Origin of the sequence: Micromonospora sp. C81 (assembly GCF_018070425.1) — a bacterium.
Classification (GTDB): Bacteria; Actinomycetota; Actinomycetes; order Mycobacteriales; family Micromonosporaceae; genus Micromonospora; species Micromonospora zamorensis.
The window spans coordinates 223,412-249,397 of sequence record NZ_JAGPXS010000004.1; the positions used below are offsets into that span (position 1 = coordinate 223,412).

The window sequence follows — 25,986 nt, forward strand, 5'->3', positions numbered from 1 at the left end:
GCGCCCGCCGCGCATCCCGCGCACTTCGCACCCCGGGGCGGCTGAACGGGCGAGGGGCGTACACTGGCCAACTGGCGACCGCCTCGTGCGGTCGACCTCGCGCGCCCTCTTCACGAATCGTCGTGGAGCGACGGCCTCCCTGGTCCCGATCTTGATCGGGTCCACCATGGGTCGGCGACCAGGCGCCAGGACGCCCGGCCACCGGCCGGGCGTGACAACCAGGGATCTTGAGGAGTACCCCAACCATGGCCGTCGTGACCATGCGCCAGCTGCTGGAGAGCGGTGTCCACTTCGGGCACCAGACCCGGCGCTGGAACCCGAAGATGAAGCGCTTCATCATGACCGAGCGCAACGGCATCTACATCATCGACCTGCGCCAAACCCTCGAGTACATCGAGAAGGCGTACGAGTTCGTGCGTGGGACCGTCGCCGAGGGTGGCAGCATCCTGTTCGTCGGCACCAAGAAGCAGGCCCAGGAGGCGATTGCCGAGCAGGCGACCCGGGTCGGCCAGCCGTACGTCAACCACCGCTGGCTCGGTGGCATGCTGACCAACTTCCAGACGGTGTACAAGCGGCTCCAGCGGATGAAGGAGCTGGAGGGTCTGGGTGACCTCAGCGGCACCGCCGCCGGTTACACCAAGAAGGAGACCCTGCAGCTCTCCCGCGAGAAGATCAAGCTGACCCGCACCCTCGGTGGTCTGCGGGACATGCAGAAGCTTCCCGCCGCGGTCTGGATCGTCGACACCAAGAAGGAGCACATCGCCGTCGACGAGGCCCGCAAGCTGGGCATCCCGGTGATCGCGGTGCTGGACACCAACTGTGACCCGGACGAGGTCGACTTCCCGATCCCGGGCAACGACGACGCGATCCGCTCGGCGGAGCTGCTGACCAAGGTCGTCGCCGCCGCCGTCGCGGATGGTCTGATCGCGCGTTCCGGCCGTCGCCGGGGCAACGACGAGAAGCCCGAGGGTGTCGCGAGCGACGAGCCGCTGACCGAGTGGGAGCGCGAGCTGCTGGAGCCGAAGAAGGCCGACGAGTCGGCCGCCCCGGCCGCCCCGGCCGAGCAGCCCGCCGCTGCTGCCGCCGAGCAGCCCGCCGCCACCCCGGAGCAGCCGGCGCAGGCCGCCACCGAGCAGCCGGCGGCCGCCACCGCGGAGTGATCGCACCGTCGCTGCCCGCCGTCCGTTTTCGCGAACGGCGGGCAGCGACGGTACGCCGGGCACGATCCGCCCGGATCCGGGTAACCGTCACCTCTGACCATCCACACGCCGTCTCAACACCGAAGAGAGAGCCATGTCCCAAATCACCGCCGCGGACGTCAAGAAGCTCCGCGACCTCACCGGCGCCGGCATGATGGACAGCAAGAAGGCGCTGACCGAGGCCGAGGGCGACTTCGACAAGGCCATCGAGATCCTGCGCGTCAAGGGCGCCAAGGACGTCGGCAAGCGGGCCGGTCGTACGGCCGCCAACGGCCTGGTCGCCCACTCCGGCAAGGCGCTGCTCGAGCTCAACTGCGAGACCGACTTCGTCGCCAAGACCGAGTCGTTCATCGCGCTGGCCCAGCAGCTGGTCGAGCACGGCGAGCGCGCCGGCGTGAACACCGCCGAGGAGCTGCTCGCCACCGAGCTCGACGGCAAGGTCGTCGCGGACCTGATCCAGGAGCAGTCGGCCAAGATCGGCGAGAAGCTGGTGCTCAACCGGTTCGCCCGGGTCGAGGGCACCACCGCCGTCTACCTGCACCGCAAGGCCCAGGACCTGCCGCCGGCCGTTGGTGTGCTGGTGTCGTACACCGGTAAGACCGACGAGGCTGGCGACGCCGACGCCCGTGGTGTGGCCATGCAGATCGCCGCGATGCGGCCGAAGTACCTGACCCGGGACGAGGTTCCGGCTGAGGTCGTCGAGTCCGAGCGGCGCATCGCCGAGCAGACCGCCCGCGAGGAGAACAAGCCCGAGGCGGCCCTGCCGAAGATCATCGAGGGTCGGGTGAACTCGTTCTTCAAGGACTACGTCCTGATCGAGCAGTCGTCCGTCGCTGACAACAAGAAGTCGGTGAAGCAGTTGCTGGCCGAGGCTGGCATCGAGGTCACCCGCTTCGTGCGGTTCGAGGTCGGCCAGGCCTGAGCCGTCACCGGGCGCCGTGGGCGCCCGTGGGCAGAAGACGTCGACGAGGAGGCCGCCGGTGTACGTGACAGGCACCGCGGCCTCCTTGTCACATAGGGTCGGCAGCGGCAGGTTCGCGGTACGCGCCGCACGGGGCGTGCGCGTGGGGAAGGGCGGGGCGGATGACGCAGGTTGTGAGTGACCGGACGCTGGCGGTGGACGATCCGACGGCACCGCCGCTGGGACGCGCCCGCCGGGTGGTGCTGAAGCTCTCCGGTGAGGTGTTCGGCGGCGGCGCGATCGGCGTCGACCCGGACGTCGTCCAGGCCATCGCCCGGCAGATCGCCACCGTGGTCCGTCGCGGCGTGCAGGTCTCCGTGGTGGTCGGCGGCGGCAACTTCTTCCGCGGCGCGGAGCTGCAGAAGCGCGGGATGGACCGGGCCCGCGCCGACTACATGGGCATGCTCGGCACCGTGATGAACTGCCTCGCGTTGCAGGACTTCCTGGAGAAGGAAGGCATCGAGACGCGGGTGCAGAGCGCGATCACGATGGCTCAGGTCGCCGAGCCGTACATCCCCCTGCGGGCGATCCGGCACCTGGAGAAGGGCCGTGTGGTCATCTTCGGCGCCGGCGCCGGGATGCCGTACTTCTCCACCGACACGGTGGCCGCCCAGCGGGCTCTGGAGATCCGGGCCGACGTGGTGCTGATGAGCAAGAACGGCGTGGACGGCGTCTACACCGCCGACCCGCGGATCGACCCCACCGCCAGCAAGCTCGACTCGATCACCTTCTCCGAGGCGCTGCGCCGCAACCTGCGGGTGGCCGACGCGGCGGCGTTCAGCCTCTGCATGGAGAACGGCCTGCCGATGCTGGTCTTCGGCGCGCAGGGTGACGACACCATCATCCGCGCTGTGGGTGGCGACAAGATCGGCACCCTGATCACCGCCTGAGCCCCGCCGACGGCGACGGCAGCGGCGGTCCTGACGACTTTCAGCAGAGCCCACCACGAGCACAGAAGGAGGCGAGGAGACCGGTGATCGACGACACCCTCCTCGAGGCCGAGGAAAAGATGGAGCGTGCGGTTGAGCACGCCAAGGAGGAGTTCGGCGCCATCCGTACCGGTCGCGCCAACGCCGCCATGTTCTCCAAGGTCATCATCGACTACTACGGCACGCCCACGCCGCTGACCCAGATGGCGTCCATCGCGGTGCCCGAGCCGCGGATGGCCATCATCAAGCCGTACGACAACTCGCAGATCAATGCGATGGAGAAGGCGATCCGCGACTCGGACCTCGGGGTGAACCCGAACAACGAGGGCAACCAGTTGCGCATCCTGCTCCCGCAGATGACCGAGGAGCGCCGCCGCGACATGATCAAGGTGGCCCGGCACAAGGGCGAGGAGGCCAAGGTGGCGATCCGCAACGTCCGCCGCCGTGGCAAGGAAGAGCTGGACCGGATCGTCAAGGACGGTGAGGCCGGCGAGGACGACGGTCGCCGCGCCGAGAAGGAACTCGACGACCTGACCCAGCGCTACGTCGCCAGCATCGACGACCTGGTCAAGCACAAGGAAACCGAACTGCTCGAGGTGTGACCGTCCGCCCGTCGCTCGGGTGAGATGCGCCGAGGCCCGACCCCCACCGGGGCCGGGCCTCGTGTCGTACGTGAGCGGGGAAGCCAGACGGTCCTGAGGCTCTTCCCGGATCGTGCGGGAGACGAGTCGGATCATGACTGCGGTCTGCGTACCGGATGGGTGGGTATCGCTCGGCGACGGGCCGCCGGCCAGGGGCGATGTCGATCGCCGTGCCTCGTCCGCCGTGCCGATCCGGCGGGTGCAGTAGGCTCGGCAGGATTCCCGGCCACCGGGCGGTGAACACCGGGAATCGACCGACCGTCGGGGCGGTCAATCGGAGGAACATCGCGCGTGTAGGGGATGCTTGTGGTCTTGCGTCATGTGGTGGTTCTCGCGCCTCGTCGCGGTGCGTGATGTCCCACCCCGACCCCTACGGCAGCGAGCCTCGCGGCTGGGACCGCGCCGAGCGCCCGGTGGCACTGCCGTGGCCCGAGCAGGACCTGGAGGCCGGCCAGTGGAGCCGCCGTCCCACGGCTGGCCCTGAGCTGTACGCCGACCCGCACACCCGGCCGTACGCGGACCCGAACCCGTACGACGAGCGCGGCCGGACCGTCCGCCCGGACGACCGGGACCGTTTCGACGACCGCGACCCTCGCGAGGACGACGAGCCCGGCCGTTACGACGGCCCGCAACCGTTCGACGGACCGGTCCGCTACGACGACGACGCCGGTTACCCGACCGCGCAGCTCGCGCCCATCGGGGCCGAGATCGCACCGGACCCGGAGCCGGTGATCGAGCCGGAGCCGCCGTCCGGTCGGCGGACGAAGGGCCGACGCCGGGCCAGTGTCGATCGACCGGCCACCCAGCAGTTGGGCACCGGGCGTGCCGGCCGCAACCTGCCGGCGGCGATCGGCGTGGGGCTCGGCCTCGGCGCGTTGATCGTGGTGCCGCTGGTGGTCTACCCGTTGGCGTTCCTGCTGGTGCTCGCCGGTGCCGTCGCCGTCGGCATGTGGGAGATGGCCCGGGCGGTCCGACGCAGCGGCGCGCACCCGCCGTTGGTGCCGCTGATCGCCGGTGGCGTGCTGACCGTGGGCCTGGCCTGGTTCGCCGGCCCGGACGCGCTCAGTCTGGGGCTGCTGGTCACCGTGCTGGGCACCATGATCTGGCGGCTGGGTGACGGGCCGGCCGGCTTCCAGCGGGATCTCACCGCCGCCACCCTGATCGCGGTCTACGTGCCGTTCCTCGCCGGGTTCGCGGCGTTGCTCGCGGCGGCCCCCGACGACGGCCCACTGCGCATCCTGGCCACGCTGATCGCGGTGGTCCTCTCCGACACCGGTGGGTACGCGGCCGGCGTCTCCTTCGGGCGGCACCCGATGGCCCCGTCGATCAGTCCGAAGAAGTCCTGGGAGGGCTTCGCCGGCTCGGTCACGGCGGCGGCCCTGGGCAGTGCGCTGCTGTTGTGGCTGATGTTCGAGGTGGCCCCCTGGTGGGGTGCGGTGTTCGGGGTGGCCGTCTCCTGCGCGGCGGTCCTCGGCGACCTGGCCGAGTCGATGATCAAGCGGGATCTCGGCGTGAAGGACATGAGCAACCTGCTGCCCGGCCATGGCGGTCTGATGGACCGGCTGGACTCGATCCTGTTCGCGGTGCCGACGGCCTACCTGCTGCTGGCCGTCTTCGTGCCGGTGGTGAACTGAGGCATGATCACGGCGTTCCGGTCATCTGGCTGCGGCGGTCGCCGCCCGTTCGACACCTCCGCACCGGCACCTGCCGCCGACGGCGTGACACACTAGACCAGCCATGACGAGCCTGCCGTTGATCCCCGCCATCTCGGACGCCACCGCCGCGCGCCGAGCCTCCATGCCGCCGAAGCACCTCGCCGACCTGGACCTGGCCGGCCGCCAGGCGCTGGTCACCGAGTTGGGTGAGCCCGCGTTCCGTGCCAAGCAGGTCTCGAATCACTACTTCGGGCGGCTGGTCCGCGACCCGCAGGCCATGACCGATCTGCCCGCGGCGACCCGGGAGCGGCTGTCCGAGCAGCTCATGCCCACCCTGCTCACCCCGGTGCGCGAGCTGGCGTGTGACGACGGCGCGACCCGTAAGGCGCTCTGGCGGCTGCACGACGGCGCTCTGGTGGAGAGCGTGCTGATGGGCTACCCGGACCGGGTGACCGTCTGCATCTCCAGCCAGGCGGGCTGCGGGATGGCCTGCCCGTTCTGCGCGACCGGCCAGGCCGGGCTGACCCGCAACCTGTCCACCGCCGAGATCGTCGACCAGGCCGTGTACATGGCCGGCGTGGCGGCCTCCGGCGCGGTGGTCGGCTCCCCGCCGCGGCTGTCGCGTGTCGTGTTCATGGGCATGGGCGAGCCGTTGGCCAACTACAACCGTGTGATCGGTGCGATCCGTCGCCTGGTCAGCCCTGCTCCGGAAGGGCTCGGCCTGTCCCAGCGGCACATCACCGTTTCCACGGTCGGCCTGGTTCCGGCCATCCGCCGACTGGCCAGCGAAGACCTCTCAGTGACCCTTGCGCTGTCGTTGCACGCGCCCGATGATGATCTGCGCGACGAACTCGTGCCGGTGAACCAGCGCTGGAAGGTAGCCGAGGTGCTGGACGCAGCGTGGGACTACGCCGCCCGGACGGGCCGTCGCGTGTCGATCGAGTACGCGATGATCAAGGACGTGAACGACCAGCCGTGGCGAGCCGACCTCCTCGGGCGGCTGCTGGCCGGCAAGTTGACCCACGTGAACCTCATTCCACTCAATCCGACGCCGGGCAGCCGCTGGGACGCGAGCCCGAAGCCGGTGGAGCGGGAGTTCGTCCGGCGGTTGCGCGATGCCGGGGTGTCCACCACCGTACGGGACACCCGAGGTCGCGAGATCGACGGCGCGTGTGGTCAGCTCGCCGCCGCCGAGGACAACGACACCAACACCGACCGCGCCGGAGAGGCACCGGCGTGACCGGGCGTGGCGAACGAGACCAGGAGACATAGTGGCGAGTCAGGGTCAGCGTTTCCGGCGCAAGGCGCTCCGCCGGGGATACAAGGTCGACGAGGTGGATGCCTTCCTCGACCGGGTCGAGGCGACACTCGACGGCCGACAGGTCGGCGCGCCGGTGGCCTCCCAGGAGGTCCACGACGTCGTCTTCCGGGTCCGGTTCAACGGCTACGACGAGTGGCAGGTCGACCTGCACCTGGACCGGGTGGAGCGGCAGCTGGCCGAGCTGGAGGAGCGCAACAGCGCCGGGCGCGGTGGCGACCCCCGAATGGGTGACCGGATGGGCCCACCGGACCGGATGGGGCCGCCGATGCGCGATGAGCGGGGCATGGTTCCGCAGCCGATGCCGCCCCGTCCGATGCCCGCGCAGGCCGGCCCGCCCGACCGCTACGGCCGCTACGACGAGCCGACCGGTGCCTTCGCCGGTGGGTACGACGCCCCCCGCGGCGGTTACGACGCGCCGCGCGGCCCGGCCGGCCCTGGCCCGATGGGTCCCGGCGGCCCGATGGGCCCCGGCCCGATGGGTGGCCACGGCGTTCCGCCGCGCGGCCTCCCCGCCGGCCCCTCGGGTTACGGCCAGGACGACCAGCGCTCGCCCGGTGGTTACGGCCAGGACGACCAGCGCTCACCGGGTGGGTACGGCCCGGACGACCAGCGCTCGCCCGGCGGCTATCCGCCGGAGGAGCCGCGCTTCGACGGCTTCGAGGCCGGGCGACACGGTCGGGCCGACATGACCGCCGAGATCCGGATGCCGGAGCGGGACCTGCGCGACATGCGCCGGGGCCCGGCCGGTCCGCCGCAGCTGCCTCAGCAGGGCATCGGTGGCCCGCCGATGGCCGGCCCGCCCGCCGTGGCCGGCCCCCCGATGGGCGGCCCGCCGATGGGTGGTCCGCCGATGGCCGGCCCGCCCGGCAGCGATCTGTACCGGGTCGACCAGATCCGCCGCAGCTTCCAGGTGCGCCGGTTCGGCAGCGGTTACGACCCGGACCAGGTGGACCGGTTCTTCGAGACCCTGCTCGGCGGCATGCAGCGCCGCAACCCGATGCCGGTCGACCCGAAGGACCTGGACACGCTCCGGTTCGGGCTGGTGCCCGGCGGCTACTTCGAGGCTGAGGTCGACGCCGCGCTCAAGGACGTGCAGGACATTCTCTTCGGGCGCTGACCCCGACGCGTACGGACGAGGGCCCGTCCCCCGGGTGGGGGCGGGCCCTCGGCGTCGTCGGCCGGTCGTCCGGCGGTCGGTCGGGTCAGGAGCGCAGACCGTTGCGCCGAAGCACGATGTCGCCGATCACGATGATCAGCAGCAGCACGGCCAGGCCGATCAGCCAGAGGTCCTCGACCCTGCCCTCGTGGTTGCCGCAGATCATCGCCAGCAGCGCCAGTGCGGACAGCACGGCGCCGATCTGCCCGGCCTTGCGGTGCCCGGGCTTGTGCTGGTCTGGCGACGTTACCGGCTCGCTTCCTGCCACTGTCGGTCCTTCCCTCGCGATCGGATCTTTGGTTAGTCTGGCACGCCTCCTGCTCGGCGCGGCGGGGTGGGGGTTTCCCGGCCGTCAGGCCCTGCCCACCCGGGGCCGAACGGCACTACCGGCGTCGCGGGGCGGCGGTCAGACTCCCTCCGGTAGCGTTTGGCGTACACCTGATTGTCTGTTTGAGGGGGACTGTGCGGTGCGAGTGACCGGAACCGGGCACGCCAGCATGCGGATCGACACGGCCGCGGGCAGCATTCTGTGCGACCCGTGGGTCAATCCGGCCTATTTCGCCTCGTGGTTCCCGTTCCCGGACAATTCCCTGCTCGACTGGGAGACTCTGGGCCAGGTCGACTACCTGTACGTGTCCCACCTGCACCGGGACCACTTCGACGCCAAGCACCTGCGGGACTTCATCTCCAAGGACGCCACGGTCCTGCTCCCCGAGTTCCCCACCTCGGAGATGGAGGACGAGTTCCGGGCGCTTGGTTTCACCAAGTTCCTGAGGGCGCCCAACGAGCAGGTCGTGGAGCTGCCCGGCGGCCTCAAGATCATGATCCAGGCGCTGACCAGCCCGACCGACGGACCGATCGGCGACTCGTCGCTCTGGGTCGAGCACGACGGGGTGCGGCTGCTCAACCAGAACGACGCCCGCCCCACCGACCTGAGCGTCTTCGCCGAGTTGGGGCACGTGCACGCGCATCTGCTCCAGTTCTCCGGCGCGATCTGGTACCCGATGGTCTACGAGCTGCCGCAGGCGGCGAAGACCGCGTTCGGCAAGCAGAAGCGTGACCGGCAGTTCGACCGGACGTGGCGCTACATCGACGACCTGAAGGCCGACCACGTCTTCCCGATCGCCGGCCCGCCGTGCTTCCTCGACGACGAGCTGTGGCAGTTCAACGACATCCACGGCGACGAGGGCAACATCTTCCCCGACCAGTCCGTCTTCCTGGCGGAGTACGCCAAGGTCGGCGGCACCAACGGCATCGTGCTGCTGCCGGGCAGCGTCGCCGAGGTCACCACCGAGGGCGCGAGCACCACCCACCCGGTGCCGGTGGAGGAGTTCTTCGCGAACAAGGTCGCCCACCTGGAGGAGATGCGGGACCGTAAGCGCCCGGTCATCGAGGCCGAGAAGGCATCCTGGCGGCACCCCGAGGTGGACGTCCTCGGGGAGATGAAGCGCCGCATCGAGCCGCTGCTGGACGAGTCGATCTACCTCGCCAAGGGCGTGGGTGGCCCGGTCCGCTTCGACCTGGTCGGCTACGACGGCGAGAGCGTCGAGTCGATCGTGGTGGACTTCCCGGGCAAGGAGGTCCGGCCGTACGCCGACGAGAAGGTCCGCTACCGGTTCCGTACCGAGCGGTCGCTGATCGAGCACCTGCTCTTCATCGACGAGGTGGACTGGGTCAACTCGCTCTTCCTGTCCTGCCGCTTCTCGGCGGCCCGGATCGGCCAGTACAACGAGTTCGTCTACGCGTTCTTCAAGTGCCTCTCCGAGGAGCGTCTCCAGTACGCCGAGGGCTGGTACGACGAGCACGAGCGCAGCACCGACGCCGAGGACATCACCCTGGGCGACTGGGTGGTGCAGCGGCGCTGCCCGCACCTCAAGGCGGACCTGACCCGGTTCGGCATCGTCGACGGTGACCAGCTCACCTGCCAGCTGCACGGCTGGCGCTTCGACCTGCCCAGCGGCCGTTGCCTCACGAGCGTCGGCCACAAGGTGAGAGCCCACCGGGTGGACGCGGAAACTCCGGCCCCCGCAGGCGAAGCGGTGATCTGACCCCGCGCCTCCAGGCGCGCGTCGATCATGGAGTTGTGGTGGGTGGCAAAGGTTGCTTCCGGTCCCAAACCAGGCACCACAAGTCCATGATCGACCCGGTGAGAGGGTTCGCGCGGTGAGGGACCGGGGTCAGACCGACAGGTCCGTGAGGATTCGGCGGGCGGCGTTGTGGCCGGCTGCGCCGATGACGCTGCCGGCCGGGTGGCAGCCGGCGCTGCCGGCGTACACGCCGTCGATGCCGGTGGCGTAGGGCATCCGGTCGGTGAACGAGACCGTGTTGTCGACGTGGTGGATGTGCCCGCCGGTGATGCCGAAGTGCTTCTCGATGCCGGGCGGGGGGAGCGGCACCGCGTCGGCGATCAGGTCACCGGTGCCGGGGGCGTACCGCTCGACGATGCCGATGAGCCGGTCGACGTAGCCGGGCAGTGCCGCGTCCCAGGTGGTGCCGGCCAGCTCGTAGGGGACCGACTGGACGAAGAGCGCCGACGAGTGGTGCCCGGCGGCGTCGGAGAGCGACGGGTCGACGGTGGTGTGCAGGTACCACTCGATGGTCGGCTCCGCCGGCAGTCGCCCGGCCTGCACGTCCGCCCACATCGAGCGCAGCGCGGTCATCGGCGACGTGTCGTCCCCGCCGACCAGCGACGCGGAGCCGGGCAGCAGGTGGATGGTCGAGCCGAACGGGCTCGGCGCGTCGGCCGGCAGACAGGAGAACCGGGGCAGCCCGGTGAGCGCCAGGTTGAGCTTGAGGGTGGTGCCGGGGCGGCGGACCGCGGCCATCCGTTCGCCGAGCGGCGCCGGGAGCGCGCCGTCGGGCAGCAGGTCCATCAACCGGTACGGGTCACACGCGCCGAGCACCACCCGGGCGGCGACCTGTCGGCCGTCGGCCAGCACCACTCCGCTGGCCGCGCCGCCGTCGAGGGTCACCGCACTCACCGGCGTACCGGTCAGGATTGTCGCCCCGGCGGCGCGGGCGGCCTCGGCGAACGTCCGTGAGACGGTGCCCATCCCGCCTTCGGCGATCATCCAGGTGCCGCCGGAGCCGGGCAGCCGGCACATGTTGTGCACGAGGAAGTTGTGGCCCGTGCCGGGGTCGTCCGGGCCGGCGTTGAGGCCGGACAGCCCGTCGGTGACCGCGTACATGCTGACCAGCAGCTCGGAGCGGAATTCGAACCGGGCCAGGTAGTCGGCCACCGAGCCCTGCACGAGGTCGACGAAGACCTGCCGCAGCGCCGGTCGCACGTGCCGCTCGGCGGTCTCCTGGACACTCAGTGGCTCGGCCAGCCAGGCCGGGGCGAGATCCTCGCGCAGCGCGGCCAGCTCGGCCTGCATGGCGTCGTCGGCGGCCACGTCGGCGGGGGAGAAGAACTCCGCGAGCTGCGCCCGGGTGGCTGCGGTGTCGCTTCCGAAGAGCAGGTACGGCGAGCCGAGGCCGCCCGGCGTGGGCAGGAAGTAGTGCGGGTCGCGGCGCAGCACCGGGATCCGGACGCCGAGCGTGGCGAGCAGTTCCGGTGGCATCAACCCGAGCAGGTACGAGCCGGTGGAGTGCCGCAGCCCTGGCACCTTCGGGAACGGGTTCTCGGTGCGGGTCGCGCCGCCGATCACGTCGGCCGCCTCCAGCACCAGGACGTCCAGACCGGCGCGGGCCAGCAGGACTGCGGAGACCAGGCCGTTGTGCCCGGCACCGACGATCACGACGTCGGCGCGGGCCGGAATCTCACTGCTCATGCCGCCGCAGCCTAGTCCGTGGAGCCGGTGCGCTGGGCGCGCCAGCGGGAGAGGGTCAGGGTGGCGGAGTAACCGGCCAGGACGATCACGTGGAACATGTAGAGCCACAGGAGCACGGCCACGCCGGCGCCGATCTCGTCGAAGCCACCGAACGGCACTCCCAGGTCCAGGGGGAGCGAGGCGAAGAGCACGAAGCCGTGCAGGAAGCCGGAGAGGTTCGCCGCGGTGAACGACCCGATCCCGAGCGTGGAGAGCCAGTCCGGGGAGGCCGACCCGACGACCCGGAACACCCACACCAGCACCGGCGTGAGCACCAGCCAGACCGCCAGGAACGACAGCACCACGCCCAGCGCGCCGACCCAGCCACCCTGACGGACGAGACGGGTGGTGAGCGGGAGTGCCAGCAGGATCGACAGCAGCAGCGCGGGGGCCGGCGCGAGCAGCGGCAGCAGGAGGATCCGACCCCGCCAGCCGACCAGGTGCTCGTCGGAACGGGGTGCCGCCACCGAGACGAACGCCCGGCGCAGCCCTTCGCCGTACAGGGACGCGGGCAGCAGCGAGGCCAGAGCCAGCAGCGGGGTCAACTCCACCCCGGCGTTGACCAACGCGTCCACCGCGCGGGGTGCGCCGATTGCGGTGGGCAGGGCTTCCACGGCGTACGAGGTGAGCCGGCGTACCCGGTCGGCTCCGGCGACCAGGGAGGTGAGCCAGATCGCCAACAGGGCGACCGGCACCACGGCGATCGCGCCGTAGAAGGTGATCGCGGCGGCGTGCAGTGACAGGTCCCGCCCACGTAGCGGGCGGAACGCGGCCCGGGTGATCCGCTTCGCCTGCTGCCATCCGCTGCCCATCGTGATGCCTTTCCCTGTCGTCGGGGCCGCCACTCCTTAAGATCGCGGGTCATGACTGTTGTCACCACGGAACGCCTCATCCTGCGCGATTGGACCGACGATCCGGCTGATCTGGCCCGGATCTACGACATCTACTCCCGCCCCGAGATCACCCGCTGGCTGGGCGCGGCACCGGGGCTGCCGCTGACCGACCCGAGCGAGGCCATCGATCGGCTGCGCATCTGGCAGGCCCGGCACGCCGCCGACGGAGGCCGGTACGGCACCTGGGCGATGGAGGTACGCGAGACCGGGCTGGTGGCGGGCACAGTGTTGCTCAAGCGGCTGCCGGGGAACCCGGAGACGCAGCTCACCGAGGACATCGAGACGGGCTGGCACCTGCATCCGGACTCTAGGGGTCACGGCTACGCCACCGAGGCGGCCCGTGCCCTCATGGCGCGGGAGTTCGCCGCCGGCACCTCGGAGATCTACGCGGTCGTGTCGCCGGGCAACGAGCCGTCGATGGCGGTCTGCCGGCGCCTCGGCATGGAGCACGTGGGCCGGCGCACCGAGTGGTACGGCGGTGAGGAGTTGGAGACCTTCGTCCGAGCGGCGCCGACTGCCTGAACACCCGGGCACCTCCGTGCCCGTGCCGTGAGCCCAACGCGTCGCGAACCCTGATGCCGGTGAGTCGTTCTGACGACTCGCCGGCATCACTGTTGTGCCGACGGGCGCCCGCCACAGCGAAGCGGCGACGGCCCGCAGGACGCGCATGCCCATAAATAGTCACGGTGGTCGAAGTGTTGACGCTCCCGTAGCACGTCAGTAACCTTTGGTCAAAGTAGCGCAAGATTTTGACAAAGACGTGCGCGATTTAACGCATGCTCTCGGAAGATTCAACGGGCCCCCTGGAGGGGCCCGTTGATGGTCGTCCCACCGCCGCACCCCCACCCCCCGTGGTCAAGCCGCCGCGGCAGCCGTCCCCGACGACAAGGACAGTGATGAGACGAACGAATCTGTTCAGGATGGTGGCGGCGGCAGCCGCGGCCACGCTGATCGCCACGGCACTGGCCACCGCCCTCGCGAACCCCGCCGGTGCCGCCCGCCCCGCCAACACGGCGGCCGCGCCGAGCGCCGGCCTCGCCGCGGCGGCCACCAACCTCGCGCAGGGCCGGCCCACCCAGGAGAGCGGCCACGCCGACGTCTACGACTCGTCGAAGGTCGTCGACGGCAACGCGGGCAGCTACTGGGAGAGCGTCAACAACTCCTTCCCGGAGTGGGTCCAGGTCGATCTCGGCTCATCGCAGAGCGTCACCCAGGTCGTACTGAAGCTGCCGACCTCCGGTTGGGGCACCCGGACGCAGACGTTGAGCGTGCAGGGCAGCGTCAACGGTTCGTCGTTCACCGACCTGGTCGGGTCCCAGACGTACACCTTCAACCCGGCTAGCGGCAGCACGGTGACCATCAACTTCGGTCAGACCTCCACCCGCTACGTGCGGATCACCATCACCGCCAACAGCGCCTGGCCGGCCGGGCAGCTCTCCGAGCTGGAGGTGTACGGCAGCGGCGGCACCACCCCGGACACCACAGCGCCGAGCGTCCCCGGCAACCTCTCGTACACCCAGTCGGGCACCACCATCAGCCTCAACTGGGTGGCCTCGACCGACAACGCGGGCGGCAGCGGCATCGCCGGCTACGACGTCTACCGCAACGGCGCGTTCCTCCAGTCCATCGGGAACGTGACCACCTTCAACGACACCCAGCCGACGACGGCCACCGTGTCCTACCACGTCCGCGCCCGTGATGGGGCTGGCAACCTGTCCGGCAACAGCAACACCGTCACCCGGACCGGCAGCAACCCGCCCGCCTGCACCAACGTGGCGCAGGGCAAGAGCATGACGGCGAGCGGCTCCACCTTCAGCTTCACCCCGGACAAGGCCAACGACGGGCAGCTCGCCACCTACTGGGAGGGCGCGGCGAGCTACCCGCAGAACCTGACCGTCGCGCTGGGTGCCAACCACTCCATCTCCGGCGTCACCGTCAAGCTCAACCCGGACCCGGCCTGGGGCACCCGTACCCAGACCATCCAGGTCCTCGGTCGCGACCAGGCCTCGTCCTCGTACACCAGTCTGGTGTCGGCGGCGACCTACCAGTTCGTCCAGGGCACCAACGTGGTGAGCATCCCGGTCACCGCGACCACCGCGGACGTGCAGTTGCGGTTCACCGGCAACACCGGCGCCCCGTCCGGCCAGGTGGCCGAGTTCGAGGTGTGCGGCACGCCGGCGCCCAACCCGGACCTGGTCGTCAGCTCGGTGACCTGGTCGCCGACCTCGCCCAGCGAGGTCTCCCCGGTCACGCTCTCGGCCGTGGTGCGCAACATCGGCTCCGCCGCCGCCGCGGCGACCACTGTGAACTTCAGCCTGGCCGGCGCCGTCGCCGGCAGCGCCACGGTGGGCGCGCTCGCCGCGGGCGGCTCGACCACCGTGTCGTTCAACGCCGGCACCCGGCCGATGGGCAGCTACGCCGTCTCGGCGGTGGTCGACCCGACGAACACGATCGTCGAGCAGAACAACGGCAACAACAGCTTCACGGCGGCGTCGCCGCTGGTGGTCGCGCAGGCGCCCGGCCCGGACCTGCAGGTGCTCAGCATCGCCTCGAACCCGCCGAACCCGGCGGTCGGCGCGTCGGTCACCTTCACCGTGGCGGTCCGCAACCGTGGCACCACCGCGACCGGCGCGACCACTGTCACCCGGTTGGTGGTGGGCAGCACCACGCTCAACACCAGCACCGCCTCGATCGCGGCCGGCGCGACGGTCAACGTGGCCGTCACCGGCAGTTGGACCGCCACCAGCGGAGGTGCCACCATCACGGCCACCGCCGACGCGACCAACGCGGTGACCGAGACCAACGAGACCAACAACGGGTTCAGCCAGTCGATCGTGGTCGGGCGCGGTGCAGCCGTCCCGTACGTCTCGTACGAGGCCGAGGCCGCTCGCTACCAGGGCACGCTGCTGGAGCCCGACGCGCTGCGTACCTTCGGCCACACCAACTTCGCCAGCGAATCCTCCGGCCGCAGGTCGGTACGGCTCAACAGCACCGGCCAGTTCGTCGAGTTCACCTCGGCCAATCAGGCCAACTCCATCGTGGTGCGCAACTCCATCCCGGACGCGCCCGGTGGTGGCGGCATCGAGGCGACCATCAGCCTCTACGTCAACGACGTCTTCTCCCGGAAGTTGACACTGTCGTCGCGGCACAGCTGGCTCTACGGCAACACCGACGGGCCGGAGGCGCTGACCAACACCCCGCAGGCCGACGCCCGACGGCTCTTCGACGAGTCGAACGCGCTGCTGGCGCAGTCGTACCCGGCCGGCACCCGGTTCAAGTTGCAGCGCGACTCGGGTGACACCGCCTCGTTCTACGTCATCGACATGATCGACCTGGAGCAGGTGGCCCCGGCGGCGAGTCAGCCGGCCGGCTGCACCTCGATCACCTCGTACGGTGCGGTCCCGAACGACGGAATCGACGACACCGCCGCCATCCAGCGCGCGGTGACCGACGACCAGAACGGCGTCATCAGCTGCGTGTGGATCCCGGCCGGGCAGTGGCGGCAGGAGCAGAAGATCCTGACCGACGACCCACTGAACCGGGGCATGCACAACCAGGTCGGCATCAGCAACGTCACCATCCGGGGCGCCGGCATGTGGCACTCGCAGCTCTACACGCTGACCGAGCCGCAGAACGTGGTGGGTGGCATCAACCACCCCCACGAGGGCAACTTCGGCTTCGACATCGACAAGAACACCCAGATCTCCGACATCGCCATCTTCGGTTCCGGCCGGATCCGTGGCGGTGACGGCAACGCCGAGGGTGGCGTCGGTCTGAACGGTCGCTTCGGCACCGGCACCCGGATCAGCAACGTGTGGATCGAGCACGCCAACGTGGGTGTCTGGGTGGGTCGCGACTACGACAACATCCCCGACCTGTGGGGGCCGGCCGACGGGCTGGAGTTCACCGGCATGCGGATCCGCAACACGTACGCCGACGGCATCAACTTCAGCAACGGCACGCGCAACTCGCGGGTGTTCAACTCGTCGTTCCGCACCACCGGTGACGACGCGCTCGCGGTCTGGGCCAACCCGTACGTGAAGGACCGCAACGTCGACATCGCCCACGACAACCACTTCGTCAACAACACCATCCAGTTGCCCTGGCGGGCCAACGGCATCGCCATCTACGGCGGCTACGACAACTCGATCGAGAACAACCTCATTTACGACACGGCGAACTACCCAGGCATCATGCTGGCGACCGACCACGACCCGCTGCCGTTCTCCGGCACGACGCTGATCGCCAACAACGGGCTCTACCGCACCGGTGGCGCCTTCTGGAACGAGGACCAGGAGTTCGGGGCCATCACGCTCTTCCCCGCCACCAGGGACATCGTCGGCGTCACGATCCGCGACACCGACATCATCGACTCCACGTTCGACGGCATCCAGTTCAAGAACGGCGGCGGCAACATGCCGAACGTCGCCATCACCAATGTGCGGATCGACAAGTCCAACAACGGCGCCGGCATCCTCGCGATGAGCGGCGCGCGCGGCAACGCCAACCTGACGAACGTGACCATCACGAACTCGGCCGACGGCAACATCGTCATCCAGCCGGGCTCGCAGTTCGTCATCAACCCCTGATCACCACGTTTTCCAGGAAGTCGGGGTGTCCGCAGCACGCGGACACCCCGACGTCCGTAAGCCCGAGTCGATCAAGCCTGTGCGTCGCGGAGACATCGCCGCAGTGCCGGCAACGCCACCGCCGTGGCGGCCAGGCCGACGCGGGCCGGCCCCGATCAGGCTGTCGGCACCGGCGCCAGGGCTGCCGCGAGCTCCTCGGCGTTCTTCTTGTCCACCCGCGGGAAGGTCAGGCTGACGCCGTCCCCCGTACCGCCGAAGGCGAGGCGGAGCAGGCTCACGAGGCCCATCTTCGCCTCGGCGAGCTCGACGTGTTCCCGGGGCACCTCGCCGAGAACACCGGTGCCGGGCCCGCCGAGGAAGGTCTGCGGCAGAAAGATCAGCCGCTGGTCGGTGAGCACGACGAACTGCTTCTTGGTCCGCGCCAGCGCGGCACCCGTCGCACCGGCAGCAGCCTGGATCAGCCCCTGAGCGACGGCCGTCCCGAGCCGACTGGCCGAGAAGCTTCCGACCATCGCCCGGGTCGCGGTGACCGGCCGTTCCCCCGGCTTCAGGATCGGCGCCACCCGCTCGAACGCGCGGGCCTGGAGTTTCTGGTTCATGGTGTTCCCCCGTCTGTGACCGTGATCGCCGCTGATGTTACGGAGCAGGCCACGGCGGGCTATCCGTCGATCGGACGCATGATCATGACGGTCGGACGGCAACGGGCCCCGAGTGAACCGCAGGCCGTGATGCCTGTTGCGGGAGAGTGGCGTCATATGTTTCGCGCGTCGATTGATTCTGGTGGCGGCCTAGTTGATATTGCTCGCATAATCAGGCTTCATGGAGAGCCTGGTCAGTACATTCAGGCGGCAGCAGCATTGCGGCAAGAGTTTTGATTCAAGATTGTTGAAGCCTTGGCTGTTGTGGGTTGGGCTGAGGGGAACGACGACAGCGAAGCATCTCTGTTAGAAATGTGCCGTAAGATCCGAACCGGAATAAGACAGCTCCATTAACCCGGGTGACGTGCTCGGCGTAGCGTCTCCTGACGCTGAACCTCCCCTTTCGATGAGCCAAGGAGAGACTGCTACCGCTCAGCGCTTGGCAACGCACGGAGGGTTGTCCTTGCGGACGCCGGACTGGGTGTGCGACGACGCACAGCTGAGGCTGCGGTGGCTAGGCTGAGCTGAGCAGAATGTCCCGCTGAGGGGGTGAGTCCGGATGGCCCAGGCCGCGTTCGCGCCGGAGCCGGCGCCGCAGCACACCGAGCCGTCGTTCGACGTGCTGCGGTGGCACGACGAGCCGTGGACCGCACAGCTCGCCCTCGACCTGTTGCCGGAGACCAACGGCCCCAAGGTTGAGGTCCTGAGCGGAAGCGTGATCGTGACACCACATGCCGGGTACGACCATCAGGACGCGGAGCTGGACCTCGCCTATCTCCTCAAGCAGGCGGCGCGTCGCGCGAAACTGTGGCTCTATCTTGAGGCGAACATCGTCTCGGGCGAGGATCTCTTCATTCCGGACATCGTCATTCTCGACGCTCCGGGCGGCGGTCGAACGACGATGGACATCGGGCACGCCGTGCTTCTGGGGGAGATCGTCTCCCCCGGAAACCGGCGCAAGGACATCATCGACCGCCCACGTGAGTACGCCGCTGCCGGCGTGCCCTTCTTCCTCCGGGTTGACCTGCGCAATCGGGTGCCCATCATCGCGTTGTACGAGCTGACCGAGGGGGAGTACCGCCCGGTGGCTGCCGCTGCGGCGGGGACGCGCTTCGTCATGCGGGAGCCGTTCGAGTTCTCCATCGATCCGGCCGACCTGCTCGGCGAGGAGGCGCTGCCGGACGCGTCGGACGGGGACGCCTGAGGCTCCCAGTGGGCATGCAGCGGGGGTGGGGAAGAATGGCCTCGTGACTTCCCCCCGCGACCTTGTCCTGCTCGGGTCCACCGGCTCGATCGGCACGCAGGCCATCGACATCGTTCGGCGTAACCCCGACCGGTTCCGGGTGGTCGCCGTGGGTGCGGGCGGCGGCAACGTTGAGCTGCTCGCCGCGCAGGCCCTCGAACTGGGCGTCGAGGCGGTCGGGGTGGCCAAGGCGTCCGCCGCGCAAGACCTGCAACTGGCGTTCTACGCCGAGGCGAGCCGGCGCGGCTGGGCCACCGGCGACTTCAAGCTTCCCAAGATCGTGGCCGGTCCCGACGCCATGACCGAGCTGGCCCAGTGGCCGTGCGACGTCGTGCTCAACGGGGTGGTCGGCTCGCTGGGCCTCGCTCCTACGCTGGCTGCGCTGCGTGGTGGTCGTACGCTCGCGTTGGCCAACAAGGAGTCCCTCGTGGCCGGCGGCCCGCTGGTCAGGGCCGCGGTGACGCGGCCGGGGCAGATCGTGCCGGTCGACTCGGAGCATTCGGCGCTGGCCCAGTGCCTGCGCTCCGGCTCGCGCCCTGAGGTGCGCCGGTTGATCGTCACGGCCAGCGGCGGCCCGTTCCGCGGTCGGCGGCGCGACGAGTTGACGCAGGTCACACCCGAGCAGGCGCTCGCCCACCCGACGTGGAACATGGGGCCGGTCGTCACGATCAACTCGGCGACCATGGTCAACAAGGCTCTTGAGGTGATCGAGGCACACGAGCTGTTCGACGTGCCGTATGCCGACATCACCGTGATGGTGCACCCGCAATCGGTGATCCACTCGATGGTCGAGTTCGTCGACGGGTCGACGATCGCCCAGGCCAGCCCACCGGACATGCGGCTGCCCATCGCGCTGGGCATCGGCTGGCCGGACCGGGTGCCGGAGGCGTCCAGGGCGGTGGACTGGACGGCCGCGCACACCTGGGAGTTCGCGCCGCTGGACGACGAGGCGTTCCCGGCCGTCGCGCTGGCCAAGGCGGCGGGGGAGGCCGGGCGTTCCCGGCCGGCGATCTACAACGCGGCGAACGAGGAGTGCGTCGCGGCGTTCGTGGCGGGCCGGCTGCCGTTCCTCGGCATCGTCGACACCCTCGAACGCGTGTTGGAGGACGCTCCGGACTTCGACGAACCAGGTACCGTCGAGGACGTGCTCGCTGCCGAGTCGTGGGCACGCGCGCACGCGCAGGAGATCATCGCGGGTTCGGTGGAAGGAGCTTGATGTCGTACCTGCTCGGGGTGGTCCTCTTCGCCCTGGCCATTCTCATCTCGGTGAGCCTGCACGAGGCGGGTCACCTGCTGACCGCCAAGGCGTTCGGGATGAAGGTCACGAAGTTCTTCGTCGGTTTCGGCCCCACCGTCTGGTCGTTCCAGCGAGGCGAAACCGAGTACGGCGTCAAGGGCATCCCGCTCGGCGGCTTCTGCAAGATCGTCGGGATGACTCCGCAGGACGACGACGTCGAGCCGGGTGACGAGTCGCGGGTGATGTGGCGCTACCCGGTCTGGAAGCGGACGATCGTGATGGCCGCCGGCTCGGTCACGCACTTCGCGCTCGCCCTGATCACGATCTGGATCCTCGCCGTCTCCGCCGGCCTGCCCAACCCGGACTTCCCGACCACCGACGCGCAGGCCCGCCAGGAGCCCGCGGTCATCCAGCTCAGCGATTGCGTGGTCCCGGAGAACGCGGTCCGCGCGTGCACGAGCGCAGACGCGGCCAGCCCCGCCGCGCAGGCGCAACTGCGCAACGGTGACCGGATCACCTCGGTCAACGGCACGCCGGTCAACTCCTACGGCGACCTGCTCACCACGCTGCGCGGGCTCAAGCCGGGCGACACCGCGCAGATCGCGTACGTCCGCGACGGGCAGCCGGGCACCACCAGCACGGTGCTCGCGCAGACCCAGCGTCCGCCGCTGGACAACCCGACCGGTGCCGCCGCGCCGGTGGCCGCGCTCGGCGTCGGGCTCGTCCCCAGCACGCCCACCCGCGTGACGTACGGGCCGGTCGGCGCCTTCGGTGCCACCGCCGACTTCACCGGTGAGCTGGCCGTCGGCACCGTGAAGGCGCTCCAGCGTCTCCCGCAGAAGGTCCCCGCCCTGTGGACCGCCCTCACCGGCGGCGAGCGGGACGTCGACACCCCGATCAGTGTGGTCGGCGCCAGCCGACTCGGCGGCGAGGCGGTGGAGAACAACGCCTGGCTGGTCTTCTTCATGCTCTTCGTGTCGCTGAACTTCTTCATCGGCGTGTTCAACCTGCTGCCGCTGCTCCCGGTGGACGGCGGCCATATCGCCATCGCCTGGTTCGAACGGGCCCGCTCCTGGGTCTACGCGCGGATCGGGCGGGCCGACCCCGGCCGGGTGGACTACCTCAAACTGATGCCCTTCACGTACGTGGTGATCCTGATCGGTGGCGCGTTCACGCTGCTGACCATCGCCGCGGACGTGGTCAACCCCATCACGCTCTTCTCAAGGTGAGTGCCTGAAGTGACCGCTATCAGTCTCGGTATGCCAGCCGTGCCGCCCCCGCCGCTCGCTCCCCGTCGGGCCAGCCGCCAGATCATGGTCGGTTCGGTGCCGGTCGGCGGCGGTGCGCCGGTGTCGGTGCAGTCGATGACCACGACCCTCACCTCCGACATCAACGCCACCCTCCAGCAGATCGCCGAGCTGACCGCGTCCGGCTGCCAGATCGTCCGGGTGGCCGTGCCGTCCCAGGACGACGTCGAGGCGCTGCCCGCGATCGCCAAGAAGTCGCAGATCCCGGTGATCGCCGACATCCACTTCCAGCCCAAGTACGTCTTCGCGGCGATCGACGCCGGCTGCGCGGCGGTCCGGGTCAACCCCGGCAACATCCGCCAGTTCGACGACAAGGTCAAGGAGATCGCCCGCGCCGCGGGGGCGGCGGGGGTGCCGATCCGCATCGGCGTGAACGCCGGCTCGCTGGACAAGCGGCTGCTGTCCAAGTACGGCAAGGCCACCGCCGAGGCGCTCGTCGAGTCGGCGCTGTGGGAGTGCTCACTGTTCGAGGAGCACGGCTTCCGCGACATCAAGATCTCGGTCAAGCACAACGACCCGGTCGTGATGATCCGCGCGTACCGGCAGCTCGCCGAGCAGTGCGACTACCCGCTGCACCTCGGTGTCACCGAGGCCGGCCCGTCCTTCCAGGGCACCATCAAGTCGGCGGTCGCCTTCGGCGCCCTGCTCGCCGAGGGGATCGGCGACACCATCCGCGTGTCGCTGTCCGCCCCGCCGGTCGAGGAGATCAAGGTCGGCAACCAGATCCTGGAGTCGCTGGGCCTGCGCGAGCGGGGCCTGGAGATCGTCTCCTGCCCGTCCTGCGGACGCGCCCAGGTCGACGTCTACAAGCTCGCCGAGGAAGTCACCGCCGGTCTGGAAGGGCTGCCGGTGCCGCTGCGGGTCGCCGTGATGGGCTGCGTCGTCAACGGTCCCGGCGAGGCCCGCGAGGCCGACCTGGGCGTCGCCTCCGGCAACGGCAAGGGCCAGATCTTCGTCAAGGGCAAGGTCGTCAAGACGGTGCCCGAGGCGCAGATCGTGGAGACGCTGATCGAGGAGGCGCTGCGGATCGCCGACGAGATGGGCGCCGAGCTGCCCGAGGAGCTGCGCGGGCTGATCACCGGCCCGACGGTCACCGTGCACTGATTTTCCAGTTGGAAAAGCGGCCGTTCCCTCGGGGGAACGGCCGCTTTTGTTGCATCCCTGCCCCGTCGGTGCGGGGCGTGGTTGGTGTGCGGTGGGTGCGGCTCGCGTCACTGCGGGCTCGCGTCACTGCGGTTTCGCGTCACTGCGGTTTGGCCTCGCGGTGGTGCGGGCTGGTGTCACTCGGATTCGGCGAGGATCGCGTACAGCTTGCGCCGCGTCTCGTCGAGCACCTGGGCGGCCCGCTCACGCTGGTCGTCGGTGCCGTTCATCATGACCTGTCGTAGCGCGTTCATCGCCTGCGCGCCAGAGTCGCGGATGTCGTGCCAGCTGCTCACCGTGCCCTGGGCGACGTCCGCCCACGCCGGGGTCTGCGCCGCCTCGGTGGCCTCGGCCTGACCGGCCTCGGTGACCGTGAACCGCTTCCGTCCGCCGCCGGACTCCTCCGTGCTGGCGACGATCACGCCCTCGTCCTCCAACAGTTGGAGGGTGGGGTAGATCGAGCCCGGGCTCGGCCGCCACGCGCCGCCGGTGCGGGAGTCGATCTCCTGGATCATCTCGTAACCGTGCATCGGCCGCTCGGTGAGCAGGGCCAGCACGGCCGCCCGGACGTTGGGGCGTCGGCCCCGACCCCGTCCACGGCCCCGACCGCCCCAGGGGCCGCCGTGTCCGTGCTCGCCATGTCCGTGCGGGCCGGGTGGAACCGGCGGGAAGCCGAACCCACGCATCCGGGCCTCGTGCATCGGGTGGTGCTGTCGATGGAACCTCATCGGGTTCTCCCTCTCTTCGTACTGTCGCTGATGCATCAACGATATATCGGCAATGCATCGCTGACAAGCAACTCTTTACAAACCGTACGTACGTATTGTTAGGGTGTCGGTCATGCGCCTGCTTCCCCCACCGGGCCCGGCCCGGGTCCTCACCGTCGGCACCCTGGTCAAGACCGTCGGGCGTGGCCTGTGGCTCGTCGCCAGCGCGCTCTTCCTGACCCGGTCGGTCGGCCTGTCGGCGACCCAGGTGGGCATCGGCCTGACCATCTCGGCCCTCGTCGGCGTGCTGGCCAGCACACCCAGTGGCTACCTGGCCGACCGGGTCGGCCCGCGCGGCGTACAGGTCGGCGCGTTGTTCGCCGCCGGCACCCTCACCGTCGGCCTCATCGCCGTCCGGTCGTTTCCCATGTTCGTGCTGGTGGGAGCCGCCACGGCGCTCGCCGACGCGGTGGAGCGCGGTGCGCGGGGCGCGCTGATCGCCGGGGCGATCCCGGCCGACCAGCGGGTACGCACCCGCGCCTACCTCCGGGCCACCACCAACGTCGGGATCTCCGTCGGCGCGGTCCTCGGCGGCTTCGCCATCGCCGCCGACACCCGCACCGGGTACGTCGCGCTGATCCTGGCTGCGGCGGCGGCGTCGCTGGCCGCAGCGGTGGTCTTCATCCGGCTGCCCAGCATCGCTCCGGTCGCCGCCCCCGCGCACGGCCCTCGACTGGTCGCCCTGCGGGACCGCCCGTTCCTTGCCTTCACCCTGGTCGACGGGCTGATGTCCATGCACTTCAGCCTGCTCACCATCGCCCTGCCGCTGTGGATCGCCGAGCACACCCGGGCGCCCATCTGGATGATCTCCGCGTTGACCCTGGTCAACACCGTGCTGGTGGTGCTCCTCCAGGTCCGCGCCGCGGGCGCCGCCGCCACCCTGCCCGGAGCCGCCCGTGCCGCCCGTCGAGCGGGGGTGGCCATCGCCCTGGCCTGCGTACTCTTCGCCGCCAGCGGCGCACTGCCCACGGCCGGTGCCGTCGGCCTGCTTGCCTGCGGTTCGGTCGCCCACGTGACCGGGGAGCTGTGGCACTCCGCCGCCGGCTGGGGGATCTCCTTCGGCCTCGCGCCAGCGGACGCCCAGGGCCAGTACCAGGGGGCGTACGGCATGGGCTACGAACTGGGCAAGATGCTCGCGCCGGTGGTGGTGACCAGCCTCGCGCTCGGCTGGGGCGTACCGGGCTGGTTCGTGCTCGGTGGCCTGTTCCTCCTGCTCGGGGCACTGGTGCCCCCGGTCGTCCGGTGGGCTGGTCGAACCCGGCCGCTCAGTGAGCCGACAGAGCAGGTGCCAGCCTTGTCACTCGACCGGCGGACCGGGGGGTCGATCTGGCAGGCTGGGAGTCGTGCTGACGGTGCCGGTACGCCAACTGGGGGAATCGGAGCGCCGCGCGGTCGAGCGACTACTCGACCATGACCCGTTCGCGGGCGCGCAGGTCGCCGAACGGATCGCCGCGCGCGGCCTCTCGTGGTGGCGGGCCGAGGGCAGAATCCTGGGGTACGGGGCACGGCGCAACCTCGAATCGCTGTGCTGGCTCGGCGGCAACCTGACGCCGGTGCTGGCGAGCGACGCCGCGGTGGCCGCCTTCGCCGACCTGCTCGCGGGCGAGGAGCGGTTGTGCTCGTCCATCGTCGGTCGGGCCGACGCAGTGCTCGGGCTGTGGGACCGGCTCTCCGACACATGGGGGCCAGCGCGAGACGTCCGCCCCAACCAGCCGCTGCTGGTCGCCGACTCCCTGCCACCCGTACCCGCCGACCCGGAGGTACGCCAGGTCCGCTCCGGCGAGGTCGACCGGCTCTTCCCCGCGGCAGTTGCCATGTACACCGAGGAGGTCGGCGTCTCCCCACTGGCCGAGGACGCCGGGCGCAGCTACCGCCGGCGGGTCAACGACCTGGTCCGCGCCGGTCGGGCGTACGCCCGCTTCGTCGACGGCAAGGTCGTGTTCAAGGCCGAGCTGGCCGTGGTGACCAAGCGGACGGCGCAGGTCCAGGGCGTCTGGGTCGCACCCGAGTGGCGTGGCCGAGGGATCGCCACAGCCGCCATGGCAGCCGTGGTCCGCGACGCGTTGCTGCGGGTCGCCCCCACTGTCAGCCTCTACGTCAACGACTTCAACCTCCCGGCCCGCCGGGTCTACGAACGCTGCGGCTTCCAGCCGGTCGGCACCCTCGCCACGGTCCTCTTCTGACCCTGGCCGGGCGCCCTGTGCCGAGCGCGGGTGCCGCACCGGCCACCGGCACCGGGTGCGGGGCGCCACGTATGCCGCACTGGACACCGGACGCCGTGTGCCGTGTGCCGTGTGCCGCATTCTGCGTGCCGGTGCCGGGTGCCGCACTCGGACACCGGACGCCGCGTGCTGTGCCGCGTGCCGCGTGCCGCACCGCCCCGCCAGCACCTGGGCCGCGCGGATCTGCCGAGTCCCCGCGGCCCCGGCGCACCCCTGCCGGGTGCCGAGGGGGCGATCTCTGCCGCGTCGTCAACGCGAGATCTTGGACAGTTT

At 70.1% G+C, this 25,986-nt stretch carries 22 protein-coding genes; 17 read left to right on the forward strand and 5 right to left on the reverse strand.

Annotated features, from left to right (window positions below; all coding sequences use genetic code 11):
* The first annotated feature begins 245 nt into the window (after positions 1–245).
* The 7 genes from rpsB (at position 246) to KBX46_RS09855 (ending at position 7,823) form a co-directional block, all read left to right on the forward strand.
* Positions 246–1,160 carry a 30S ribosomal protein S2 gene (rpsB, locus tag KBX46_RS09825; RefSeq protein WP_088946655.1) on the forward strand — a complete coding sequence of 305 codons (915 nt, stop codon included), beginning with the start codon at positions 246–248 and terminating at the stop codon, positions 1,158–1,160.
* A 133-nt stretch (positions 1,161–1,293) separates the two neighbouring features.
* A complete protein-coding gene (gene tsf, locus KBX46_RS09830) occupies positions 1,294–2,121 on the forward strand; it encodes a translation elongation factor Ts (protein WP_088946656.1) in 828 nt (275 codons plus the stop codon).
* Positions 2,122–2,282: 161 nt separating this feature from the next.
* The gene (pyrH, locus tag KBX46_RS09835) at positions 2,283–3,050 is read left to right on the forward strand and encodes a UMP kinase (RefSeq protein ID WP_247667234.1); all 768 of its coding nucleotides are present in this window, start codon (positions 2,283–2,285) and stop codon (positions 3,048–3,050) included.
* Positions 3,051–3,133: 83 nt separating this feature from the next.
* Positions 3,134–3,691, forward strand: coding sequence for a ribosome recycling factor (frr, locus tag KBX46_RS09840; RefSeq protein WP_088946658.1), 558 nt, complete (start codon positions 3,134–3,136; stop codon positions 3,689–3,691).
* Positions 3,692–4,083: 392 nt separating this feature from the next.
* Positions 4,084–5,364 (forward strand): phosphatidate cytidylyltransferase, encoded by a 1,281-nt coding sequence (locus KBX46_RS09845; RefSeq protein WP_141908231.1) that lies wholly within the window; start codon positions 4,084–4,086, stop codon positions 5,362–5,364.
* A 103-nt stretch (positions 5,365–5,467) separates the two neighbouring features.
* Positions 5,468–6,625, forward strand: coding sequence for a 23S rRNA (adenine(2503)-C(2))-methyltransferase RlmN (gene rlmN / locus KBX46_RS09850; protein WP_088946660.1), 1,158 nt, complete (start codon positions 5,468–5,470; stop codon positions 6,623–6,625).
* A 31-nt stretch (positions 6,626–6,656) separates the two neighbouring features.
* On the forward strand, positions 6,657–7,823 hold the full coding sequence (locus KBX46_RS09855; RefSeq protein WP_099851225.1) for a DivIVA domain-containing protein: 1,167 nt from the start codon (positions 6,657–6,659) through the stop codon (positions 7,821–7,823).
* Between the two features lie 85 nt (positions 7,824–7,908).
* Here the strand turns inward: KBX46_RS09855 and KBX46_RS09860 are convergent, their stop codons facing one another.
* Positions 7,909–8,130, reverse strand: coding sequence for a DUF2631 domain-containing protein (locus KBX46_RS09860; RefSeq protein ID WP_210792171.1), 222 nt, complete (start codon positions 8,128–8,130; stop codon positions 7,909–7,911).
* Between the two features lie 199 nt (positions 8,131–8,329).
* On the opposite strand from KBX46_RS09860, the gene KBX46_RS09865 reads away from it, so the two are divergent.
* Positions 8,330–9,910: a Rieske 2Fe-2S domain-containing protein gene (locus KBX46_RS09865; protein WP_210792172.1), complete on the forward strand. Its 1,581-nt coding sequence runs from the start codon at positions 8,330–8,332 to the stop codon at positions 9,908–9,910.
* 129 nt (positions 9,911–10,039) lie between these two features.
* Here KBX46_RS09865 and KBX46_RS09870 read toward each other — a convergent pair whose 3' ends face one another.
* Positions 10,040–11,635 carry an NAD(P)/FAD-dependent oxidoreductase gene (locus KBX46_RS09870; RefSeq protein WP_210792173.1) on the reverse strand — a complete coding sequence of 532 codons (1,596 nt, stop codon included), beginning with the start codon at positions 11,633–11,635 and terminating at the stop codon, positions 10,040–10,042.
* Between the two features lie 11 nt (positions 11,636–11,646).
* On the reverse strand, positions 11,647–12,486 hold the full coding sequence (locus KBX46_RS09875) for a YhjD/YihY/BrkB family envelope integrity protein (protein ID WP_088946665.1): 840 nt from the start codon (positions 12,484–12,486) through the stop codon (positions 11,647–11,649).
* A gap of 51 nt (positions 12,487–12,537) precedes the next feature.
* On the opposite strand from KBX46_RS09875, the gene KBX46_RS09880 reads away from it, so the two are divergent.
* Positions 12,538–13,089 carry a GNAT family N-acetyltransferase gene (locus KBX46_RS09880; RefSeq protein ID WP_210792174.1) on the forward strand — a complete coding sequence of 184 codons (552 nt, stop codon included), beginning with the start codon at positions 12,538–12,540 and terminating at the stop codon, positions 13,087–13,089.
* 374 nt (positions 13,090–13,463) lie between these two features.
* Positions 13,464–17,156 (forward strand): CARDB domain-containing protein, encoded by a 3,693-nt coding sequence (locus KBX46_RS09885; protein ID WP_210792175.1) that lies wholly within the window; start codon positions 13,464–13,466, stop codon positions 17,154–17,156.
* Between the two features lie 155 nt (positions 17,157–17,311).
* Here the strand turns inward: KBX46_RS09885 and KBX46_RS09890 are convergent, their stop codons facing one another.
* Positions 17,312–17,755, reverse strand: a complete 444-nt coding sequence (locus KBX46_RS09890; protein ID WP_088946668.1) for a hypothetical protein — start codon at positions 17,753–17,755, stop codon at positions 17,312–17,314.
* Between the two features lie 15 nt (positions 17,756–17,770).
* On the opposite strand from KBX46_RS09890, the gene KBX46_RS09895 reads away from it, so the two are divergent.
* From KBX46_RS09895 to ispG, 5 genes are all read left to right on the forward strand, one after another.
* Complete coding sequence (locus KBX46_RS09895) at positions 17,771–18,031, forward strand: hypothetical protein (protein WP_210792176.1); 261 nt, start codon at positions 17,771–17,773, stop codon at positions 18,029–18,031.
* 322 nt (positions 18,032–18,353) lie between these two features.
* A complete protein-coding gene (locus KBX46_RS09900; RefSeq protein ID WP_210792177.1) occupies positions 18,354–18,998 on the forward strand; it encodes a Uma2 family endonuclease in 645 nt (214 codons plus the stop codon).
* Positions 18,999–19,041: 43 nt separating this feature from the next.
* Positions 19,042–20,253 (forward strand): 1-deoxy-D-xylulose-5-phosphate reductoisomerase, encoded by a 1,212-nt coding sequence (gene dxr, locus KBX46_RS09905; protein ID WP_088946670.1) that lies wholly within the window; start codon positions 19,042–19,044, stop codon positions 20,251–20,253.
* Positions 20,253–21,503, forward strand: coding sequence for an RIP metalloprotease (locus KBX46_RS09910; protein WP_210792178.1), 1,251 nt, complete (start codon positions 20,253–20,255; stop codon positions 21,501–21,503). Before dxr ends, KBX46_RS09910 begins: the two co-directional genes overlap by 1 nt.
* A 9-nt stretch (positions 21,504–21,512) precedes the next feature.
* The gene (gene ispG, locus KBX46_RS09915; RefSeq protein ID WP_088946672.1) at positions 21,513–22,685 is read left to right on the forward strand and encodes a flavodoxin-dependent (E)-4-hydroxy-3-methylbut-2-enyl-diphosphate synthase; all 1,173 of its coding nucleotides are present in this window, start codon (positions 21,513–21,515) and stop codon (positions 22,683–22,685) included.
* 176 nt (positions 22,686–22,861) lie between these two features.
* On the opposite strand, the gene KBX46_RS09920 is transcribed toward ispG, so the two are convergent.
* Positions 22,862–23,452 carry a PadR family transcriptional regulator gene (locus KBX46_RS09920; RefSeq protein ID WP_099851240.1) on the reverse strand — a complete coding sequence of 197 codons (591 nt, stop codon included), beginning with the start codon at positions 23,450–23,452 and terminating at the stop codon, positions 22,862–22,864.
* Positions 23,453–23,564: 112 nt separating this feature from the next.
* On the opposite strand from KBX46_RS09920, the gene KBX46_RS09925 reads away from it, so the two are divergent.
* Positions 23,565–24,905 carry an MFS transporter gene (locus KBX46_RS09925; protein WP_210792179.1) on the forward strand — a complete coding sequence of 447 codons (1,341 nt, stop codon included), beginning with the start codon at positions 23,565–23,567 and terminating at the stop codon, positions 24,903–24,905.
* A complete protein-coding gene (locus tag KBX46_RS09930; protein ID WP_210792180.1) occupies positions 24,835–25,674 on the forward strand; it encodes a DUF4081 domain-containing GNAT family N-acetyltransferase in 840 nt (279 codons plus the stop codon). The genes KBX46_RS09925 and KBX46_RS09930 overlap by 71 nt, the downstream gene beginning before the upstream one ends.
* The last annotated feature ends 312 nt before the right edge of the window (positions 25,675–25,986 follow it).

Bases quoted from the DNA above. Each gene is read 5' to 3' on its own strand.
- rpsB (WP_088946655.1), top strand. From the start codon at position 246: ATGGCCGTCGTGACCATGCGCCAGCTGCTGGAGAGCGGTGTCCACTTC.
- tsf (WP_088946656.1), top strand. From the start codon at position 1,294: ATGTCCCAAATCACCGCCGCGGACGTCAAGAAGCTCCGCGACCTCACC.
- pyrH (WP_247667234.1), top strand. From the start codon at position 2,283: ATGACGCAGGTTGTGAGTGACCGGACGCTGGCGGTGGACGATCCGACG.
- KBX46_RS09845 (WP_141908231.1), top strand. From the start codon at position 4,084: ATGTCCCACCCCGACCCCTACGGCAGCGAGCCTCGCGGCTGGGACCGC.
- rlmN (WP_088946660.1), top strand. From the start codon at position 5,468: ATGACGAGCCTGCCGTTGATCCCCGCCATCTCGGACGCCACCGCCGCG.
- KBX46_RS09870 (WP_210792173.1), bottom strand. From the start codon at position 11,635: ATGAGCAGTGAGATTCCGGCCCGCGCCGACGTCGTGATCGTCGGTGCC.
- KBX46_RS09875 (WP_088946665.1), bottom strand. From the start codon at position 12,486: ATGGGCAGCGGATGGCAGCAGGCGAAGCGGATCACCCGGGCCGCGTTC.
- KBX46_RS09880 (WP_210792174.1), top strand. From the start codon at position 12,538: ATGACTGTTGTCACCACGGAACGCCTCATCCTGCGCGATTGGACCGAC.
- KBX46_RS09885 (WP_210792175.1), top strand. From the start codon at position 13,464: ATGAGACGAACGAATCTGTTCAGGATGGTGGCGGCGGCAGCCGCGGCC.
- KBX46_RS09890 (WP_088946668.1), bottom strand. From the start codon at position 17,755: ATGAACCAGAAACTCCAGGCCCGCGCGTTCGAGCGGGTGGCGCCGATC.
- KBX46_RS09900 (WP_210792177.1), top strand. From the start codon at position 18,354: ATGGCCCAGGCCGCGTTCGCGCCGGAGCCGGCGCCGCAGCACACCGAG.
- KBX46_RS09910 (WP_210792178.1), top strand. From the start codon at position 20,253: ATGTCGTACCTGCTCGGGGTGGTCCTCTTCGCCCTGGCCATTCTCATC.
- KBX46_RS09920 (WP_099851240.1), bottom strand. From the start codon at position 23,452: ATGAGGTTCCATCGACAGCACCACCCGATGCACGAGGCCCGGATGCGT.
- KBX46_RS09925 (WP_210792179.1), top strand. From the start codon at position 23,565: ATGCGCCTGCTTCCCCCACCGGGCCCGGCCCGGGTCCTCACCGTCGGC.